16 protein-coding genes are annotated in these 18,233 nt (G+C 72.6%); 6 read left to right on the top strand and 10 right to left on the bottom strand.

Annotation, left to right across the window (positions count from 1 at the left end; genetic code table 11):
* The first annotated feature begins 4 nt into the window (after positions 1–4).
* On the top strand, positions 5–703 hold the full coding sequence (locus OG978_RS05710) for a hypothetical protein (protein WP_326764135.1): 699 nt from the start codon (positions 5–7) through the stop codon (positions 701–703).
* 149 nt (positions 704–852) lie between these two features.
* Here OG978_RS05710 and OG978_RS05715 read toward each other — a convergent pair whose 3' ends face one another.
* Entirely contained in the window at positions 853–1,740 is an 888-nt protein-coding gene (locus tag OG978_RS05715; RefSeq protein ID WP_326764136.1) for a PucR family transcriptional regulator, read from the bottom strand.
* A 209-nt stretch (positions 1,741–1,949) separates the two neighbouring features.
* Here OG978_RS05715 and OG978_RS05720 point away from each other — a divergent pair, with 209 nt between their 5' ends.
* The gene (locus tag OG978_RS05720) at positions 1,950–2,486 is read left to right on the top strand and encodes a hypothetical protein (protein ID WP_326764137.1); all 537 of its coding nucleotides are present in this window, start codon (positions 1,950–1,952) and stop codon (positions 2,484–2,486) included.
* Positions 2,487–2,568: 82 nt separating this feature from the next.
* Here OG978_RS05720 and OG978_RS05725 read toward each other — a convergent pair whose 3' ends face one another.
* From OG978_RS05725 to OG978_RS05755, 7 genes are all read right to left on the bottom strand, one after another.
* The gene (locus OG978_RS05725; RefSeq protein WP_326769941.1) at positions 2,569–2,976 is read right to left on the bottom strand and encodes an amidohydrolase family protein; all 408 of its coding nucleotides are present in this window, start codon (positions 2,974–2,976) and stop codon (positions 2,569–2,571) included.
* A 46-nt stretch (positions 2,977–3,022) separates the two neighbouring features.
* Positions 3,023–3,178, bottom strand: a complete 156-nt coding sequence (locus OG978_RS05730; protein ID WP_326764138.1) for a DUF6131 family protein — start codon at positions 3,176–3,178, stop codon at positions 3,023–3,025.
* Between the two features lie 78 nt (positions 3,179–3,256).
* Positions 3,257–4,621, bottom strand: coding sequence for a nitrate/nitrite transporter (locus OG978_RS05735; protein WP_326764139.1), 1,365 nt, complete (start codon positions 4,619–4,621; stop codon positions 3,257–3,259).
* The gene (locus tag OG978_RS05740) at positions 4,621–5,022 is read right to left on the bottom strand and encodes a nitrite reductase (NAD(P)H) small subunit (RefSeq protein ID WP_442817659.1); all 402 of its coding nucleotides are present in this window, start codon (positions 5,020–5,022) and stop codon (positions 4,621–4,623) included. Before OG978_RS05740 ends, OG978_RS05735 begins: the two co-directional genes overlap by 1 nt.
* A complete protein-coding gene (nirB, locus tag OG978_RS05745; RefSeq protein WP_326769943.1) occupies positions 5,019–7,556 on the bottom strand; it encodes a nitrite reductase large subunit NirB in 2,538 nt (845 codons plus the stop codon). Before nirB ends, OG978_RS05740 begins: the two co-directional genes overlap by 4 nt.
* Positions 7,557–7,622: 66 nt before the next feature.
* Positions 7,623–8,822, bottom strand: coding sequence for an NAD(P)/FAD-dependent oxidoreductase (locus OG978_RS05750; RefSeq protein ID WP_326764140.1), 1,200 nt, complete (start codon positions 8,820–8,822; stop codon positions 7,623–7,625).
* Complete coding sequence (locus OG978_RS05755) at positions 8,819–10,897, bottom strand: molybdopterin oxidoreductase family protein (protein ID WP_326764141.1); 2,079 nt, start codon at positions 10,895–10,897, stop codon at positions 8,819–8,821. Before OG978_RS05755 ends, OG978_RS05750 begins: the two co-directional genes overlap by 4 nt.
* Positions 10,898–11,089: 192 nt before the next feature.
* Here OG978_RS05755 and OG978_RS05760 point away from each other — a divergent pair, with 192 nt between their 5' ends.
* Positions 11,090–12,217: a uroporphyrinogen-III synthase gene (locus tag OG978_RS05760; protein ID WP_326764142.1), complete on the top strand. Its 1,128-nt coding sequence runs from the start codon at positions 11,090–11,092 to the stop codon at positions 12,215–12,217.
* Positions 12,214–12,969, top strand: a complete 756-nt coding sequence (locus OG978_RS05765; RefSeq protein WP_326764143.1) for a sirohydrochlorin chelatase — start codon at positions 12,214–12,216, stop codon at positions 12,967–12,969. Before OG978_RS05760 ends, OG978_RS05765 begins: the two co-directional genes overlap by 4 nt.
* Here the strand turns inward: OG978_RS05765 and OG978_RS05770 are convergent.
* Complete coding sequence (locus OG978_RS05770) at positions 12,953–13,573, bottom strand: L-threonylcarbamoyladenylate synthase (RefSeq protein ID WP_326764144.1); 621 nt, start codon at positions 13,571–13,573, stop codon at positions 12,953–12,955. The genes OG978_RS05765 and OG978_RS05770 overlap by 17 nt on opposite strands.
* Before the next feature lie 143 nt (positions 13,574–13,716).
* Positions 13,717–14,589, bottom strand: a complete 873-nt coding sequence (locus OG978_RS05775) for a peptidoglycan DD-metalloendopeptidase family protein (protein WP_326764145.1) — start codon at positions 14,587–14,589, stop codon at positions 13,717–13,719.
* Positions 14,590–14,718: 129 nt separating this feature from the next.
* Between OG978_RS05775 and OG978_RS05780 the strand changes: the two genes are divergently transcribed.
* Both OG978_RS05780 and OG978_RS05785 read left to right on the top strand, forming a co-directional pair.
* On the top strand, positions 14,719–15,807 hold the full coding sequence (locus OG978_RS05780; protein ID WP_326764146.1) for a GH25 family lysozyme: 1,089 nt from the start codon (positions 14,719–14,721) through the stop codon (positions 15,805–15,807).
* 179 nt (positions 15,808–15,986) lie between these two features.
* The gene (locus OG978_RS05785) at positions 15,987–18,197 is read left to right on the top strand and encodes a HelD family protein (RefSeq protein WP_326769944.1); all 2,211 of its coding nucleotides are present in this window, start codon (positions 15,987–15,989) and stop codon (positions 18,195–18,197) included.
* Positions 18,198–18,233: the final 36 nt, after the last annotated feature.

Below are 18,233 nucleotides of genomic sequence, written 5' to 3' on the forward strand. Positions count from 1 at the left end.
CTTCATGGTCCATGTGATACTGCCGAACGTCCGCCCCTGGGGTGCGGCGCCTGTGGACATCGTGATGTCCGGCGCCGAGATCCTCTCCGTAGTGCCCGCCGGAACGGCGAGCGACGACGGCGATCGCCTCGACGGCGGCGGTCTCCTCGCCCTGCCCGGCTTCATCAACGCGCACGCCCATCTCGACAAGAGCTGGTGGGGGCAGCCATGGGTTTCCTACGGCGGGGAGGCCACGACCCAGGGGCGCATTTCCCACGAACGCGCGGAGCGTGACGGACTCGGTATCCCGAGCGTGCCCTCGGCCACCGCCGTGCTCGGCGAGTTCCTCCGGCACGGCACGACGGCGGTACGCAGCCACGTGGATGTCGACCTCGGTGTCGGACTGCGCGGGATCGAGGTCGTCCGCGAGGCGGTGGCCGCGTTCGACGGCGATGCCGCGAAGCCGTCCCCCGCGACACGGCCGCGCTACGGGACGTGCACGCCGCTGTACCCGAGCAGTTGGGGCACCCGGACCGCGAGCGTCAGCAGCACCGCGACCAGCAGGAGTCCGCTGAGGAACGCGGTGGTACCGACCCCCACCAGCTGGGCCGCCGTGCCGAGCCCGAGCGAGGCGAAGGGCATGACACCGATGGCGAGTTCCTGGAGGCCGAGGGCGCGCCCTCGCACCTCCGGCTCGGTCGTCATCAGCAGCAAGGTGGTCTGAAGCACCCCGAACGAGGCGCTCATCAACCCGATGCAAGCCATCAGCGCGAACGAGAGCGGAACCGTCCGGGACAGCGCGAACAGCGACCACAGGGCACCCCACGCGGCGCGCGGTTCGCGGCCCCTTCCGCCGCCGTACGCTGCGGAGCGCTACCGGGCGCCGCCGGCGAGCCGCCGCGCCCGCAGGGCGACATAGAGCTCGGCGGCGTCGACCGGACGGGTCGGAGCGCGGCCCGTCAGCTCCGCGATGCGGGCGATCCGGTACAGCACCGTATTGCGGTGGCAGTGGAGCCGCCGTGCCGCCTCGGCGGTCGAGCCGTCCGCGGTGAACCACGCGTCCAGGGTGTCGAGCAGGGCCGCTTCGCCTCCCTCGCCGGACAGCAGCGGTCCGAGTACGTTCTCGCTGAGCTCGGCCGCGGACTCGGCGTGGGCCGCGATCAGGGAGTCGATCGGGGCGCTGCCGTAGCAGTGGACGCCCACCCCGGCCGGGGGCACGCACTCCAGGGCGATCCGCGCCTGGCGTACCGCTTCCGGCGCCGCGGCAAGCGTGGGGAACGGCCGGCTCACCCCCACCCGTGCGGTCGCCGCCTGCTGCACGGTCCTGAGCAGCACGGCGGCCTCGGCCTCGCCGGTCGGGGCGACCAGGCCCAGTCGCTCGCCCAGTTCGGTGGTCCACACGGACGCCACATCGACGTTCGCCAGCCGGGCGGTGACCCCGGGAAGCGGATCCTCGCCATTGCGGCCGAGTTCGCCGGCCACGACGCGGTACGAGGCCCGTTCCGGCAGGCCCAGGGCTCGTTGGACGCCCGCGGCGCTCCCGAACCGGACATCGTTCGATCCCTCGAAGACGCTGAGCAGCGTGACCCGTCGCGCCACCTGCTCCTGGCGTTCCCGGTCGTCGGCGACCTCTCGGTAGGCCTCCGTGGCGGCCGTGGAGCAGCCGTCGAGCACGGCCCAGAAGTGCGTGGAGCGGCGCAGCAGCGCGTCGGCCTGGTCGCCGGTCGTGGCGCGGGCGATCGCCCATTCCCAGATCTCCATGCCGCCGAGCCGGAAGGCGTCCGCAGCGCGAGGCGTTCCTCGGGCATCTCCGGGAGGCCCTGCGGACGGCTCCGGCGCGCCCCGCCTGGTATCCGGGCAGCGCGGACCGGCTCGCCGACGCGGCGCGCAGCCACCCGGGTGCCGAGTGGCAGGGCGCGGAGGGCTCACGCCTGCTGGTCGAGCTCGGCGACGGCGACGCCACGGCGGAGGTGGGGACGACCGAGTACTTCGCACCCGTGCTCGGCGTCCTCACCCTGCCCGGCCGGGGCGTCGAGTTCCTCGACCGGGCCGTCGAGAGGGCCAACCGGGACCTCTTCGGCACCCTCGGGGCGAACATCGTGATCGACCCGGCCACCATGAAGCGCCTCGGCGGGGCATTCGACCGTGCGGTGGCGGCGCTGCGGTACGGAACGGTCGCCGTCAACGCCTGGACCGCGCTCGGCTTCCTCACCGCGACGGCTCCCTGGGGTGCCTTCCCCGGCCACACCGTCGCGGACGCCGGGAGCGGGATCGGTGTCGTGCACAACGCCCTGCTGATCGACGCACCGGAACGCACCGTCGTCCGGGGCCCGTTCCGGCCCTTCCCGAGGTCCGTCGCGGGAGGCGAGTTCGCGCTGTTCCCGAAGCCGCCGTGGTTCGTCACGGCGCGCAGCGGCGCCCTGACCGGCCGTCGACTCACCCGGCTGGCACAGCGGCCGTCCTGGACACGGATGCCGGCCGTGTTCGCCTCGGCCTTCCGGGCCTGAGCCCGCGGCCCCGGGCCGTACGGGGCGGGCCGGAGCACCCCCCGTACGGCACCGACAGCGCCGCTCCCGCCGCCGGGCGCGCTCAGGAGACCTTGAGTGCGCCCGTGTCGTGGGCGACCCGGCCGCCGACCACGGTCGCCCCCACCGTCAGCTCTCCGATGCGTTCCGGGGCCACACCCAGCAGGTCGTCGCTGAGAACCGCAAAATCGGCGAGCGCGCCCCGGGCGAGGGTCCCCTTGATGTGCTCCTCGTGGACGGCGTGGGCCGATCCGACCGTGTACGCGGTCAGCGCCTCCCGTGCCGTCACCGCCTCGTGCGGGCCGATCGGCGCACCCGAGGCGGTCCGCCGGTTCACCATGTCGTGGATGCTCAGCAACGGGTCGGAGGCGACCGCGGGGGCGTCCGAGGAGCCGGGCGGAACCAGGCCCGCGTCGAGGAACGACCGCATCCGGTAGACCAGTCGGGACCGTTCGGGTCCCAGCGCCGCCAGAAGTCCGTCCCCTGTGACCCCGTACCCCGGAGCCGGTGCGGCAGCGCTACCAGTAGTGGCGCCGGCCGCCCACCGCGTGCCCGACGGCGCCCAGGATCCACAGGATGGCGCCGATCACGACGAGCACGATCCCGATGGTCCACAGGATCGAGATTCCGGCCACCAGGCCGATGAGCAGCAGGATGACACCGAGGACGATCATGGCGTCCTCCAATCGTGCGGCTTCTCCCAGTATGCGCCCGGGCCCCTCGGCCGCGCCGCCGAGGCGGCGCGGCCGCGATCACACACCGGGCAGTCGGCGGGCGGAACGGCGCAGGTAGCAGGCCCAGGTGACCACCAGGCACAGGCCGTAGTACCCGAGGAACGCCACGTACGCCGCCTGCCCGTTCTGCGTCTCCAGGAAGGACTGCCGGAAGGCCAGGTTGACCAGCACCCCGCCGAAGGCGCCGATCGCCCCCGCCACTCCGATCAGGGCCGTGGCCCGGCGTCGCGAGCGTCGCTCGGCCTCGTCCGGCGGCGCGCCCTGGGCGATCTCCGCCCGTGCCCTGGCCCGGAAGATCGCCGGGATCATCTTGTACGTCGAGCCGTTCCCCGCCCCGCTGAGGACGAAGAGCGCGATGAACCCGCCCAGGAACAGCGGCAGCGAGTGCTGCCGTGATGCCTCCAGTACCGCGCCCGCGCCCAGCGCCATCGCCGCGAAGGTCCAGAAGGTCACCCGGGCGCCGCCGTAGCGGTCCGCCAGGAGACCGCCCAGCGGACGGGAGAGCGAGCCGAGCAGTGGTCCGAGGAAGGTGAGGGCCGCCGCCTTCACCGCGGTGTCGAACTGCTGGTGGAACTGCACCTGGAGAACCTGCCCGAAGGCGAAGCCGAAGCCGATGAACGAGCCGAAGGTGCCGATGTAGAGCAGCGACATCACCCAGCTGTGCGCGTCCCCCAGCACCTCGCGCATGGCGCCGCGTTCGGCGCGTCCGGTGGCGAGGTTGTCCATCCGCAGTGCCGCGCCGAGCGCCGCCAGCACGATCAGCGGCAGGTAGACGAGGATCACCAGCCGTGGGTGGCCGGCGCCCGCGGTGGCCAGCACCAGGAGGCCGAGCAGTTGGACGGCCGGCACGCCGAGGTTGCCGCCGCCGGCGTTGACGCCCAGCGCCCAGCCTTTGAGCCGCTGCGGATAGAAGGCGTTGATGTTGGCCATCGAGGAGGCGAAGTTGCCGCCGCCGACACCGGCCACGGCGGCCACCGCCAGCAGCGTGCCGTACGAGACGCCGGGCTTGAGCACGATTCCGGCCAGCAGGGTCGGCACGAGCAGCAACAGGGCGCTGAACACGGTCCAGTTGCGCCCGCCGAAGCGTGCCACGGCGACGGTGTACGGGATCCTCAGCACCGCTCCGAGTGCGGTGGGCAGGGCGGTGAGGGTGAACTTCCCGGCTGCGTCGATGTGGTACTCGGGGCCGAGAAAGAGCACCAGCACCGACCACAGGCTCCAGACGGAGAAGCCGATGTGTTCGCCGATGACCGAGTAGATCAGGTTGCGCCGGGCGATCCGGGCGCCTGCCAGGGTCCAGAATTCGGTGTCCTCGGGGTCCCAGTCCTCGATCCGCCGGGAGCCGGTCCGGCCGGTGGTCACGGGTACGGTCGCGGTGCTCATCAGCACACCTCCGCGGGGACCGCCGCGACCACACGCACCGGCCAGACGCGCAGGTCGGCGGGGGTGCCGTCAGGGGCGTACTCCTCGTCCAGGCAGCGTCCGGTGCGCAGCTCGAAGGCCTGCTTGAGCATCGGCGAGATCACCACCGGTACCCCGAGCCGGCTGCCGAGCAGGCCGCGGGAGATGACATGGGCGCCGCTGAACGGGTCGCGGTTGGCCAGCGCGTGCACCGTGCCGCCACGCTCGCGGAAGACCGCGACCTGGTCGCCCCGCGGGCCGACCAGCACCGCGATTCCGCGTCCCGGGAACAGATCCCGGTATCGGCAGACCGGCGCCCATCCCTGCCCGTCGTCGATCTCCACCATGGGTTCGGTGTTCTCGTTCGGAATGGTCCCGCTCATCGTGTGCGTACCTCCAGGGCCGGGCCGGCGATCAGGGCCGGAGTGAGGGGGAACCCGTCCTCGTCGGGGCGGGCCGGGCGGATCCCGTCGCGTTCGTGGACGAAGCGCACGGTGGGGTCGGGTGTTCCCGGGGCGTTGGCGAAGGAGACGAAGCGGCGTACCCGTTCGGGGTCGGCCAGGGTCGCCGCCCACTCGTCCTCGTACGTCTCGACGTGCCGTGCCATCAGTTCGTCGAGGTCCGCGCAGATGCCGAGCGAGTCGTCCAGGACGACGGCGCGCAGGTGGTCGAGGCCACCCTCCAGGCGTTCCAGCCAGGGGGCGGTGCGCTCCAGGCGGTCGGCGGTGCGGATGTAGAACATCAGGAACCGGTCGATGGTGCGGATCAGGGTGTCGTGGTCCAGGCCGTCCGCCAGCAGATCGGCATGACGTGGCGTCATGCCTCCGTTGCCGCCGACGTAGAGGTTCCACCCCTCCGACGTGGCGATCACCCCGAAGTCCTTGCTCTGTGCCTCCGCGCACTCCCGTGCGCAGCCGGACACCGCGGACTTGAGCTTGTGCGGTGCCCGCAGGCCCCGGTAGCGCAGTTCCAGTTCGATCGCCAGGGCCACGGAGTCCTGTACGCCGTAGCGGCACCAGGTCTGCCCGACACAGGACTTGACCGTGCGCAGGGCCTTTCCGTAGGCGTGGCCGGACTCGAAGCCGGCTTCCACCAGGCGGCGCCAGATGCCCGGCAGCTGGTCGACGGTGGCGCCGAACAGGTCGATCCGCTGGCCGCCGGTGATCTTGGTGTAGAGGCCGTGGTCGCGGGCGATCTCGCCGATGGTGATGAGGCCCTCGGCGGTGATCTCGCCGCCCGGGATCCGCGGCACCACGGAGTAGGAGCCGTTGCGCTGGAGGTTGGCCAGGAAGTGGTCGTTGGTGTCCTGCAGGGCGGCCTGTTCGCCGTCCAGCACATGGCCGTTGCCCAGGCCCGCCAGGATGGAGGCTACGGTCGGCTTGCAGATGTCGCAGCCCTCGCCGTTGCCGTGCTCGTCGATCAGCCGGGAGAAGCCCGTGATGCCCTTGACCCGGATGATCTCGTAGAGCTCGACACGGGTGTGGGTGAAGTGCTCGCACAGGCCGCGGGCCACCTCGTGCCCGCCCGCTTCCAGTTCCTCGGTCACGACGGAGCCCAGCAGTTTGACGCAACTGCCGCATCCGGTGCCCGCCTTGGTGCACTTCTTGATCTCGGGGACGGTGCGCATGCCCTGTTCCGAAACGGCCGTCCGGATGGCGCCCTTGGTGACGTTGTGGCAGGAGCAGACCACCGCTTCGTCCGGCAGTACCAGGGGGCCGCGCCGCCCGTCCGCAGCCGGCACCAGCAACTCCTCTGCCGGGGCGGGCAGTTGGGAACGGGCTGCGGCGAGCGGGCGCAGTGTGGCATACGACTCGGCTTCGCCGACCAGTACGCCGCCGAGCAGCCGGCCGTCCGGGCTGACCACCAGCTTCTTGTAAATTCCGGCCCTGCTGTTGGCGTAGAGCACTTCCAGGGCGCCCTCGGTGGCGCCCAGCGCGTCGCCGAAGCTGGCCACGTCCACGCCCAGCAGCTTGAGCTTGGTGGAGGTGTCGGATCCGGTGAACTCGGCTGCGGTGCCGGTCAGTTCGCGGGCCACCGTGTCGGCCATCGCGTAGCCGGGGGCGACCAGGCCGTAGACCCGGCCGTCGACGGCGAGCGCGCACTCACCGATCGCCCAGATGTGCGGGTCCGCCGTGCGGCAGTGCTCGTCCACCTCGATGCCGCCGCGTTCGCCCACCGGCAGTCCGCAGTCCCGGGCCAGCTGGTCGCGCGGTCGCACGCCGGCCGAGAAGATCACCAGGTCGACGGCGAGGTCGGTGCCGTCGGAGAGCGCCATGGTGCGGGCCCGGCCGTGCTCGTCGGTGTCGATCCGCTGAGTTCCGGCCCCGGTGTGCACATGAACGCCGAGGTCCTCGATCTTGCGCCGGAGCACCGCGCCGCCGCCGTCGTCCACCTGGAGGGCCATCAGCCGGGGTGCGAACTCCACCACATGGGTCTCCAGACCCATGGCCCGCAGCGCACCGGCCGCCTCCAGGCCGAGGAGTCCGCCGCCGACCACCGCGCCGACCGTGGCGTGCCCGGCGCTCGCGGTGATCGCCTCCAGGTCCTCGATGGTCCGGTAGACATGGCAGCCGGTGGCGTCGTGGCCGGGCACCGGCGGTACGGACGGGTAGGAGCCGGTGGCCAGCACCAGGGCGTCGTAGCGCAGTACGTCACCGCTGCCGGTGGTGACGGTGCGGGCCCCGCGGTCGATCCCGGTGGCCGGGTCGCCCAGCCGCAGATCGATGCCGTGCCGCTCGATGAACCCGGGCGGGCACAGGGTCAGTTCTTCCGCCGATGTGCCGGAGAACCAGGTGGTCAGGTGCACCCGGTCGTAGGCGGGGCGCGGTTCCTCGGCGAGCACGGTGACCCGCCAGCGGTGGTTCTGCTCGGCGGCCGGCTGCTCGAACAGGGCTTCCAGGAAGCGCTGTCCGACCATGCCGTGGCCGACGAGGATCAGGGATTTCTCGATCACGGGCGGTCTCCTCGATTGGCGTCACGGAGGTCATCGGGTGGTGGTGAGCAGGTCGAGGGGGTTCTCGGGCAGCGGATCGTCACGCTCGTAGGCGCGGGTCAGGTCGCCGACCGCGGACAGATCGCCGAGCAGGATGCCGCCGACGAGCCGGTCGCCGCGGAGCACGAGCTTCTTGTACGAGCCACGGGTCGGGTCGACCAGGCGCAGCACGTCGGTGCCGGGGGCGTCCTCGCCCACCTCGCCGAAGGCCGCGTACTCCAGGGATCCCGCGGTGAGCCGGGTCATCGGGCGCGAGCCGGTGTAGCGGGCGTCCTCGTCCGCGCCCGCCAGCCGGGCCGCGAGCAGATCGGCCTGCTCCCAGGCGGGGCCGGCCAGCCCGTGGACGGTTCCCCGGTGTTCGGCGCAGTCGCCGATCGCGTACACCCCGGGCGCGGAGGCCGCCAGCCGGTCGTCCACCACCACTCCGGAACGCACCGTGAGCCCGGCCGCGCCGGCCAGGCCGGTGCGCGGGCGGACGCCGCAGGCGAGCACCACCAGGTCCGCGTCCAGCAGATAGCCACTGGCCAGTTCGACCCCGGTCACCCGCGCTCCCCCGCGCAGGGCCCGCGCCCGGTTGCCCGGGTAGGTCTCCACGCCCAGCGCGGCGAGGTGGCCGCGCAGTGCGTTCCCGGCCTGCTCGTCCAGGTGTCGTTCGATCAAGTGCGGTGCCTGGTGGACGATTTCCACCGGCAGGCCGAGCGCGGCCAGCGCCCGGGCGGCGCTCACCCCGAGCACCCCGCCGCCGATCACGACAGCGCGTTCGGCTCCGGCGGCGTCCTCGGCGAGGCGGGCGCAGTCGGCCAGGGTGCGGAAGGCGTGTACGCCCTCCTTCAGCCCGTCCGGCGTGTACAGGCCGCGCAGCGGCGGCAGTACGGGGTTGGCGCCGGTGGCCAGGACCAGTTCGTCGTAGGGGGCGAACCCGCCTCCGGACAGCCGCAACCGGCGTTCCGGCAGATCCAGACCGACCACTTCGCAGCCGGCGCGCACGATCGTTCCGGCACCGTGCGGCAGCGCTATCGCCTCCGGGTCGTGGCGCCCGGTCAGCACGTCGGCCAGCAGCACCCGGTTGTACGGGCCGCGCGGCTCGGCGCCGTACAGCACCACTTCCGCGTCGCCGCCGTGCGCCCGGTACTGCTGCGCGAACCTTGCGGCGGCCATCCCGGCGCCGGCCACCGCGATCCGGCGGCTCATCGGACCCGCTCCACACGTACGGCACAGACCTTGAACTCGGGCATCCTGGAGACCGGGTCGAGGGCCGGGTTGGTGAGCGTGTTGGCGCGCCCGGCGCCCGCCCAGTGGAACGGCATGAAGACGGTGTCGGGCCGGATGGTCCCGGTCACCCGGGCGGGGGCCACCGCGCGGCCGCGCCGGCTGATGACCCTGAGCGGCTCCCCCTCGCTCACTCCGAGCCGGGCCGCCAGCTGTGGATGGAGTTCCACGAACGGTCCGGGCGCGGCCCTGTTCAGCTCGGGCACCCGGCGGGTCTGGGCGCCGCTCTGGTACTGGGAGAGGACCCGCCCGGTCGTGAGGTGGAGCGGGTACTCCCGGTCGGGTTCCTCGGCGGCCGGGCGGTGGGTGGCCGGGGTGAAGCGGGCCCGGCCGTCCGGGGTGGCGAAGCGGTCCAGGAACAGCCGGGGTGTGCCGGGGTGCTCCTCGCCGGGGCAGGGCCAGAAGACCCCGTTCTCGGCCCGGATCCGCGGGTAGCTGATCCCGGCGTAGTCGGCCGGGCCGCCGGCCGAGGCTCGGCGGAGCTCCTCGAAGACCTCCTCGGCCTGCTCGGGGAAGCCTTCGGCCGTACCGAGCCGGGCGGCCAGCTCGCGCAGCACGTGCAGGTCGGTGCGTACGCCCGGTGGCGGGGCCAGCGCGGCCCGGCGCAGGATCACCCGGCCCTCCAGGTTGGTGGTCGTGCCGGTCTCCTCCGCCCACTGCGCGGCGGGCAGCACCACGTCGGCGAGGTGCGCGGTCTCGGAGAGCACCAGGTCGCTGACCGCGAGGAAGTCCAGGGCCCGCAGCCGCTCGGTGATGTGGCCCGCGTTCGGCGCGGAGACCACCGGGTTGGAGCCCATCACCAGCAGTGCGCGGGCCCCGTCCGCCGTGCCCAGGCCGTCCAGCAGCTCGTAGGCCGAGCGGCCCGCTCCCGGCAGGTCGTCGGGGTCCACGCCCCAGACGTCCGCGATGTGCGCGCGGGCGGCGGGGTCCTCGATCGAGCGGTAGCCGGGCAGCTGGTCGGCCTTCTGGCCGTGCTCCCGCCCGCCCTGGCCGTTGCCCTGCCCGGTCAGGCAGCCGTAGCCGGAGCCCGGCCGGCCGGCCTTGCCCAGCGCCAGGCAGAGGTTGATCCAGGCACCGACGGTGTCCGTCCCCTTGCTCTGCTGCTCGGGGCCGCGCGCGGTGAGCACCATGCCGGTGTCGGCGTCCGCGAACAGCCGTAGGGCCTCGCGGAGTTGGTGCACCGGGACGCCGGTCAGCGCTTCCACCCGCTCCGGCCAGTGCGCCATCGCCGCGGTGCGGGCCGCCTCGAAGCCCGTGGTGCGCTCGGCGACGAACGCCTCGTCCACCCTGTGGTCGGCGATCGCCAGGTGCAGCAGGCCGAGCGCGAGTGCCAGATCGGTGCCGGGGACCGGCTGCAGGTGCAGGTCGGCCTGTTCGGCGGTACGGGTACGCCGCGGATCCACCACGATCAGGGTGCCGCCGTTCGCGCGCAGCTCGCGGAAGTACCGCAGCGCGGGCGGCATGGTGTCGGCCGGGTTCGCGCCGACCAGGATCACGCAGCCCGCCGTCGCGATGTCGGCCATCGGGAAGGGCAGTCCGCGGTCCAGGCCGAAGGCGATCCGGTGCGCGGCGGCCGCCGAGGACATGCAGAACCGGCCGTTGTAGTCGATGTTCGGGGTGCGGAGCACCACCCGGGCGAACTTGCCGAGCAGGTAGGCCTTCTCGTTGGTGAGCCCGCCTCCGCCGAAGACCGCGACCGCGTCCCGCCCGTGGCGCTGCCCGGCCGCCGCCAGACCGGATGCCACCCGGTCGAGGGCCTCGCTCCAGGACGCCTCGCGCAGCTCGCCGCCCCGCTTGTCGCGTACCAGCGGGGCGGTCAGCCGGACCCCCGCGCCGAGCACGGCGGTGGCCGACTGGCCCTTTCCGCAGAGCGCGCCGCGGTTGACGGGGAAGTCGGGACGCTCCAGTACCTGCGCCTCGCCGCCGTCCTGCGGCACCCGCAGGCGCATGCCGCACTGCAGCGAGCAGTACGGGCAGTGGGTGTCGGTCGTTGTCATGCCTCCGAGCGTCGGCGGACGCCGTTACGCGACCGGGTCGCCCCTGTTGCGCCGGGGGTACGGCTCCTTCACCGGCCGCCGGGCCCAGGGTGACGTGGCGGAAATCTTGCGTAACGTCCGAAGGCCGCCCGCTTACGGCGACGTGATCGGGGCGCAACGTGGCCGAAACAGCGCCGTCCGAACCTGCAGGACATGAACAGCACCCAGCCGGCGGGCCCTCTCGTCGGCTTCACCGTCGGGGTCACCGCCGCGCGCCGGCGGGAGGAGCTCGTCGCACTGCTGCGCCGGCGCGGCGCCAAGGTGGTCGAGGCGCCCGCCCTGCGGATCCTCCCGCTGGAGGACGATGCGGCGCTGCGCCGGGCCACCGCGCACTGTCTGACCGGGCCGCTCGACTACGTGGTGGCGACCACCGGGGTCGGCTGGCGCGGCTGGCTGAGCGCGGCCGACGGCTGGGGGTACGGCGCGCGCCTGGCCGAGGTGTGCCGGGAGGCCGTGGTGCTCACCCGCGGCCCGAAGGCGACCGGTGCGGTGCGCGCCGGAGGCCTGAGCGAGACCTTCTCCCCCGTCACCGAGACCACCGACGAGCTGCTGGCCTGGCTGCTCGCGCGCGATCTGCCCGGCAGACGGATCGCCGTCCAGGAGCACGGGGTGCCGCTGGACACGTTCACCGCCGCGCTGCGCGAGCGGGGGGCCGAGGTGATCCCGATTCCGGTCTACCGGTGGGGCCCACCGGACGATCCGTCGCCGCTGCGCCGGCTGGTCGAACAGACCGTCCGTCGCGAACTGCATGCGCTGACCTTCACCAGTGCGCCGGCGATCGACGCCTTCCTCGCCGCCGCGGACGGACTCGGGCTCGGCGAGGAGGTGTTGACCGTACTGCGAAAGGACGTGCTGTCGGTCTGTGTGGGTCCGGTCTGTGGCCGGCGGCTGGAGGAGGCCGGAGTCGCCGTGCTCCACCCCGAAAGGGGACGGCTCGGCGCCATGGTGCGGACCATCGAGGCCGCCCTGCCGGCGCACGGCAGGCGTGAAGTCCGCGCCGGTCCGAGCCTGTTGGTGCTCCAGGGCAACGCCGTACTGATCGACGACGAGCCGCCCGTGCAACTCCCGCCGCTGCTCGCGGCGGTGCTGCGGGCACTGGCCGAGCAGCCGGGGCGGGTGCTCAGCCGGGCCGAACTGCTGCGCCGCGTCTGGGTCACCGGCCAGGCCGACGAGCACGCGGTGGAGGCGGCGGTCGCCCGGCTGCGAGGGGCACTGGACGCGCACGCCCGGCTGGTGCGCACGGTCCCGAAGCGCGGCTACAGCCTGGCGGCGGCGGTATGAGGGACGAGCCCGCGGCCCCGACCCTGCTGGCCGTCGCGCACGGCACCCGCGACCTGGCGGGCATCGCCACCTACCGGGCGCTGCTCGACCTGGTCCGTGCCCAGCGGCCCGGCCTGACGGCCCATCTGTCCTTCCTCGACCTCGCCCTGCCGACGCCGGCTCAGGTGCTCGCCGGCTCGCGCGGACCGGTGGTGCTGGTCCCGCTGCTGCTGAACACCGGCTATCACGTGACGGTGGACCTGCCCGCCGTCCGGGCCGCCGCACCCCACCTGGACATCCGGCAGACGGCACCGCTCGGCCCGGACCCACTGCTCGCCGCCGCCCTGGCGGACAGGCTCGCCGATGCGGGCCGGACACCCGGCGGCCCCGGATCGTCCGGGCCGGACGCCGTCGTGCTCGCGGCCGCCGGGTCCACCGATCCGGCGGCCGGCGCGGACACCGAGGTGATGGCCGGTCTGCTGCGGCAACGGATCGGGCGCCCGGTCGTCGTCGGCCACCTCTGCGCGAACGCGCCGACACCGGCCGAGGGGGTGCGGGCCCTGCGGGCAGCGGGCCACCGGCGGGTGGCGGTGGCCCGCTACCTGATGGCCCCCGGCCATTTCGCCCGCCGCGCGCAGGGAGCCGGCGGCTGCCTCGCCTCGGCCCCGCTCGGCGCGCACCCCGACGTGGCGCGCCTGGTGCTGAAGCGCTACGACAAGGCGTCCGCGGAGATGGCGTGGCGTCCGCCCGGCGCGGCTACTCGAACCGCGTGATGTCACCGGCCCCTCGGCGGACGATCTCGGGTTCGCCGCCGGAGAAGTCGATGACCGTGGTCGGCTCGGTGCCGCAGTCGCCCGAGTCGACGACGGCGTCCACCACATGGTCGAGCCGCTCCTTGATCTCCCAGCCCTGCGTCATCGGCTCGTCCTCGTCGGGGAGGAGCAGGGTGCTGGAGAGCAGCGGTTCCCCGAGCTCGGCGAGCAGTGCCTGAGCGACCACATGGTCGGGGATACGGACTCCCACCGTCTTCTTCTTCGGGTGCAGCAGCTGGCGCGGCACCTCCTTCGTCGCGGGAAGGATGAAGGTGTAACTGCCGGGCGTCGCCGCCTTGATCGCACGGAACACATCGTTGTCGACGTGCACGAACTGCCCGAGCTGCGCAAAGTTCTGGCACACGAGCGTGAAGTGGTGACGATCGTCGAGGTTCCGGATCGACCGGATCCGGCCGATGCCGTCACGGCTGCCCAGCCGGCACCCCAGTGCGTAGCAGGAGTCCGTCGGATACGCGACGAGCGCGCCGGATCGGATGCTGTCGGCCACGCTGCTGATGGTGCGCCGCTGAGGATTCTCGGGGTGCACGTCGAAGTACTTCGCCATTCGCGGAGTCTAAGGGCTGTCCGTGGACCGGTCCGCTCATCGGCGGGCGTGTGGCCGCGTCTCCCGTCCGCGCCGACGGTATCGCGGTCGGCGCCGACGGGCGCGTGACGGTGCTTCCGGTCCCGGTCCTGGTGGTCCTGGTTTCAGTCCCAGCGGTCCTGGTTGATGAAGCGGCTGAAGCCCCGCCAGGAGTTGGGTCCCATCACGCCGTCGATGGGTCCGGTGTAGCCGTGTGCGGCGGCCAGTCGTTGGACCGCGGCCCAGGTGTTGGGTCCGGGTGCGCCGTCCACGGGTCCGGTGTAGCCCCAGTTGCGCATGTTCCGCTGGAGCGCGGCGTAGGTGTTGGGGCCCGGGATCCCGTCGATCGGGCCGGTGTAACCGGACTCGATCCGCAGCCAGTTCTGCGTCCGCTGCCACATCACGGGACCGGGAACACCGTCCTGCTCCGTCGCCGTCTTCGGCAACCCACCGCCACCGCCACCGCCCAGGTAGTTCAGCGGGTTGACCCGGGTGCCGCCCGGGGTGATCAGATGCCAGTGCACATGCGGTCCGGTGGAACTTCCGGAACCCGGGGCGCCGGCCGCACCGCCTGAGCGCCCGACGATGTCCCCCTTGCCGACCGAGGTGCCGTCGGGCAGCAGGAACTCCGACAGATGCATGTACTGCGTCCGGTACCCGTCGCTGTGGGTGATGGTCACCGTGTGTCCGCCGGTGCCGTTGTACGGGATGTTGGTGACGACACCGGCTCCCGCGGCCGGCAGGGCGGTGCCGACACCCATCCCGTAGTCGATTCCGCCCAGGGAACCGCGGTCGAGGTGCTCCTGCCAGCTGCCGGTGATCTGGTAGGCGCTGAACGGGTTGTAGATGTCCAGAGCCCGAGCGGAGCCCGCCGAGAACAGCACACCACCAGCGGCCAGACCGAACGTGGTGACCGAGCCGCGCAGCAGCGTGCGCCGGCTCATTCCGGTCCGTGACCGGTTCTTCCGGCCGTCGTCGGCCTCATGGTTCTCGCACACAGCAACTCCTTTGTAAATACTGTGACTTGACCTGGAAGTGCGGCGCGGTACCACGGTAGCCTACGCGCATAGATTTTGATACGAGCATGACATTCCACTGTCGCGAAACCCCGCCCCACCGGAGGAGACATGCGCAGGAGAACCCTGATCCGCGGAGCTGTGGCGACAGCCCTGACCCCGGCCGGAATCATCACGGCCACCAGCGCCGTGGCCACCCCCGGGCCGACCCCCGCCGAGGCCGACGAACTGCGGGGCGTGGACGTCTCGAACTACCAGGCCGGCATGGACTACGCCCGCGCCGCCGCCGAGGGCCTGCATTTCGTCATCGCCAAGGCCGGGGGGTGCCAGCTCGCCGAGGGCCCCTACACCTCGTCCTCCTATCCCGGCCATGTCGACGGGGCCCGCGCCGCGGGCCTGCGGGTGGGTCATTACTGGCTGTCGGGAGACTTCCTCGCCCCCACCGCCGCCGCCGACTACTTCGTGGACCATCTGCACGACTACCGCACCGGCGACGTGCTCGCGCTGGACGTCGAGGTGCTCGACGACTCGACCCGCCTGTGGGACGACACGGACGTGTCCGCCTGGTTCAACCGGGTGCGGGAACGGGTCGGCACGTACGTGCCCTGGTTCTACATCAGCACGAGCGCGCTGCGCTCCGGCACCTGGCCCCGCACCGTCGCCGCCGGCGCCCACCTCTGGGCGGCCTCCTGGGGCGCCAACGACGGCACCTGGCCCGGCCCGCCCGACCTCGGCGGCCGCTACCCCGACTGGGCCGCCCACCAGTACGCTTCCGTGGGCTCCGTCGGCGGCATCTCTCCCGTCGATCTCAACCTCGCCCGCCCCTGGGCATTCGACCCGACCGAGCCGACCGACCCGCCCCTCCCCGGGGACGACCCCTTGCCGAAGACGGCGACGGAGCAGGACGGTGTTCCCGGTCCCGTGATGTGGCAGCGGACGCAGAACTGGCTGCGGATCGAGTCCGGTTACACCGGCCCGATCGACGGGATCCCGGGCCCCAACACCTACGCCGCGCTCCAGCGGAACATGCGCAACTGGGGCTACACCGGACCCGTGGACGGCGCACCCGGACCCAACACCTGGGCCGCGGTCCAACGACTGGCCGCCGCACACGGCTACACCGGACCCATCGACGGCGTGATGGGACCCAGCTCCTGGCGGGGCTTCAGCCGCTTCATCAACCAGGACCGCTGGGACTGAAACCAGGGGACCGACGGTACCGACAGCAAAGAAAATCCCCGGCCCGTAATGCGGGCCGGGGATTTTCCCGGGTATATTGAGTGTTTCTGTGTGCCCACAGAAAAGGCCCCACACCGGGGGCCACTAAGAAACACCGTATCCGGCAGGGAGCCATTTTGTCAAATCGGGAACGCGCCGAATTGCAGAAGGAACAGGAATTCATCGGCCGGCTCTACGACCGTGTCGATGCCCTGCGCGGAGTCGCCGCGCGGGACGTCGAGGACGCGCTGACACCGGTCGGGACCGGCCTGCAGGCCCGTCTCGAACGCGATGTGCTCGTCGCCGAACGCTCAGGTCTGCTGGCCGCCCTGAACGCGGTGGACGGCTCGCTGTGTTTCGGCCGCATCGATCTCTCCGACGGCGCCGCGCACCACATCGGCCGTATCGGCATCCGCGAGGACGACACCGCGCACACGCCTCTGCTGATCGACTGGCGTGCGCCGGTCGCCCGCCCCTTCTACCTCGCCACCGGTCACACCCCCATGGGGCTGCGCCGACGCAGACACATCACCACCGAGGGCCGCGCCGTCACCGAACTGCACGACGAGATCCTCGACCTCCGGGACCGGGAGCGCACCGGCTTCGAGGACCCGAGCGGCGACGCCGTGCTGCTCGCCGCCCTGAACTCCGCCCGCACCGGCCGCATGGGCGACATCGTGCGGACCGTCCAGGCGGAGCAGGACCGCGTCATCCGTGCCCCGCACCGCGGGGTCCTCGTCGTCGAGGGCGGCCCCGGTACCGGCAAGACAGCGGTGGCGCTGCACCGGGCGGCCTTCCTGCTGTACGAGCACCGTGAGCTGCTCGCCAGGCGCGCTGTCCTGATCGTGGGCCCCAACCCCGCCTTCCTGCACTACATCGGCGAGGTGCTGCCCGCGCTCGGCGAGACCGGCGCCCTCCTCGCCACGCAGGCCGAACTCTTCCCCGGGGTCCACGCCCGCGGCACCGACACGCCCCGCGCCGCCGCCGTCAAGGGTGGTGAGCGGATGGCGGAGGCGCTCGCCCTCGCCGTCCGCGACCGGCAGCAGCTGCCCGAACCCGGCGCACCCCTGGTCCTCCCGCACGACGACGGGGATCTCGTACTCGACCGGAAAATCGCCCACGAAGCCCGGCAGGCGGCCCGCGACACCCGCCTGCCGCACAATCTCGCCCGCCCGTACTTCGCCTTCCGGATCATCGACGCCCTCACCTCGCAGCTCACCGAGCGGATCGGCGCCGACCCGTACGGCGGTCCCAACCTCCTCGGCCCCGACGACATCGCCCAGCTCGGCAAGGGCGTCGCGGCCGCCGAGGAGGTGCACTCCGCCATCGAGGAGCTGTGGCCGGCCCTCACCCCGGAGGGATTCCTCACCGACTATCTGGCCGACCCCGTGCACGTACCGGACGAGGACGCCGAAGCCATCCGACGCACGCCCGGCGACGGGACGTGGACCCCCGCCGATGTTCCGCTGCTCGACGAGGCGGCGGAACTCCTCGGGGTCGACGACAGTGCCGAACGGGCGGCGGCCGAGGCCGAGCGCCAGGAGCGGATCGCGTACGCGCAGGGCGTGCTGGAGCTTTCGAGGGGCTCGGAGACGTACGAGTTCGAGGACGAGGAGTCCGAGGTCCTCGCCGCCCACGACATCGTCGATGCCGAACGGATGGCGGAGCGGCAGGAGGAGGACGATCACCGCACCGCGGCCGAGCGCGCCGCCGCGGACCGGTCCTGGGCGTTCGGGCACATCATCGTCGACGAGGCGCAGGAGTTGTCGCCGATGGCGTGGCGGCTGCTGATGCGCCGTTCGCCGACGCGCTCGATGACCCTCGTCGGCGACCCGGCACAGACCTCCGAGGAGGCCGGTGTCGGCTCGTGGGAGAAGATCCTGGAGCCGTACGTCGGTGACCGCTTCGAACACGTCCAGCTCAAGGTCAACTACCGCACGCCCGCCGAGATCATGAAGCTGGCCGCCCGGGTCGTACGGGCCGAGGACCCTTCCTTCGAGCCGCCCGGCTCGGTGCGGTCCACCGGCGAGGTGCCGTGGACGCGGGACGCAGGGGAGGATCTGGCGGGTGCCGTGGCGCAGGCGGTCGCGGAGCTGACGCCCGAGGAGGGACGCCTCGCGGTGATCGCGCCGCAGGCGCTCCACGAGGAGATCGCGGCTCCGCTGGACGGGGTCACGGCCGGTGCCGAGCCGGATCTGACCCGGCCGGTGGTACTGCTCGGTCCGCGGCAGGCCAAGGGGCTCGAATTCGACCATGTACTGGTCGTGGAGCCCGCCGGGTTCGGGGCCGGCGACCTGTACGTGGCTCTGACCCGTGCCACGCGGCGCCTGGGCATCGTCCACCGGGAGGAGCTGCCCGAGGCGCTGCGCTGACGGTGTCGGGGCACGGCACCCCCGGGCGGCCCCGGC

Source organism: Streptomyces sp. NBC_01591 (assembly GCF_035918155.1).
In the GTDB taxonomy this organism is placed as follows: domain Bacteria; phylum Actinomycetota; class Actinomycetes; order Streptomycetales; family Streptomycetaceae; genus Streptomyces.

What these genes read in the sequence shown, in the direction of transcription:
- OG978_RS05710 (WP_326764135.1), top strand. Translation starts at nt 5, where the DNA reads ATGGTCCATGTGATACTGCCGAACGTCCGCCCCTGGGGTGCGGCGCCT.
- OG978_RS05715 (WP_326764136.1), bottom strand. Translation starts at nt 1,740, where the DNA reads ATGGAGATCTGGGAATGGGCGATCGCCCGCGCCACGACCGGCGACCAG.
- OG978_RS05730 (WP_326764138.1), bottom strand. Translation starts at nt 3,178, where the DNA reads ATGATCGTCCTCGGTGTCATCCTGCTGCTCATCGGCCTGGTGGCCGGA.
- OG978_RS05735 (WP_326764139.1), bottom strand. Translation starts at nt 4,621, where the DNA reads ATGAGCACCGCGACCGTACCCGTGACCACCGGCCGGACCGGCTCCCGG.
- OG978_RS05740 (WP_442817659.1), bottom strand. Translation starts at nt 5,022, where the DNA reads ATGAGCGGGACCATTCCGAACGAGAACACCGAACCCATGGTGGAGATC.
- nirB (WP_326769943.1), bottom strand. Translation starts at nt 7,556, where the DNA reads ATGGTCGGACAGCGCTTCCTGGAAGCCCTGTTCGAGCAGCCGGCCGCC.
- OG978_RS05750 (WP_326764140.1), bottom strand. Translation starts at nt 8,822, where the DNA reads ATGAGCCGCCGGATCGCGGTGGCCGGCGCCGGGATGGCCGCCGCAAGG.
- OG978_RS05755 (WP_326764141.1), bottom strand. Translation starts at nt 10,897, where the DNA reads ATGACAACGACCGACACCCACTGCCCGTACTGCTCGCTGCAGTGCGGC.
- OG978_RS05760 (WP_326764142.1), top strand. Translation starts at nt 11,090, where the DNA reads ATGAACAGCACCCAGCCGGCGGGCCCTCTCGTCGGCTTCACCGTCGGG.
- OG978_RS05765 (WP_326764143.1), top strand. Translation starts at nt 12,214, where the DNA reads ATGAGGGACGAGCCCGCGGCCCCGACCCTGCTGGCCGTCGCGCACGGC.
- OG978_RS05770 (WP_326764144.1), bottom strand. Translation starts at nt 13,573, where the DNA reads ATGGCGAAGTACTTCGACGTGCACCCCGAGAATCCTCAGCGGCGCACC.
- OG978_RS05780 (WP_326764146.1), top strand. Translation starts at nt 14,719, where the DNA reads ATGCGCAGGAGAACCCTGATCCGCGGAGCTGTGGCGACAGCCCTGACC.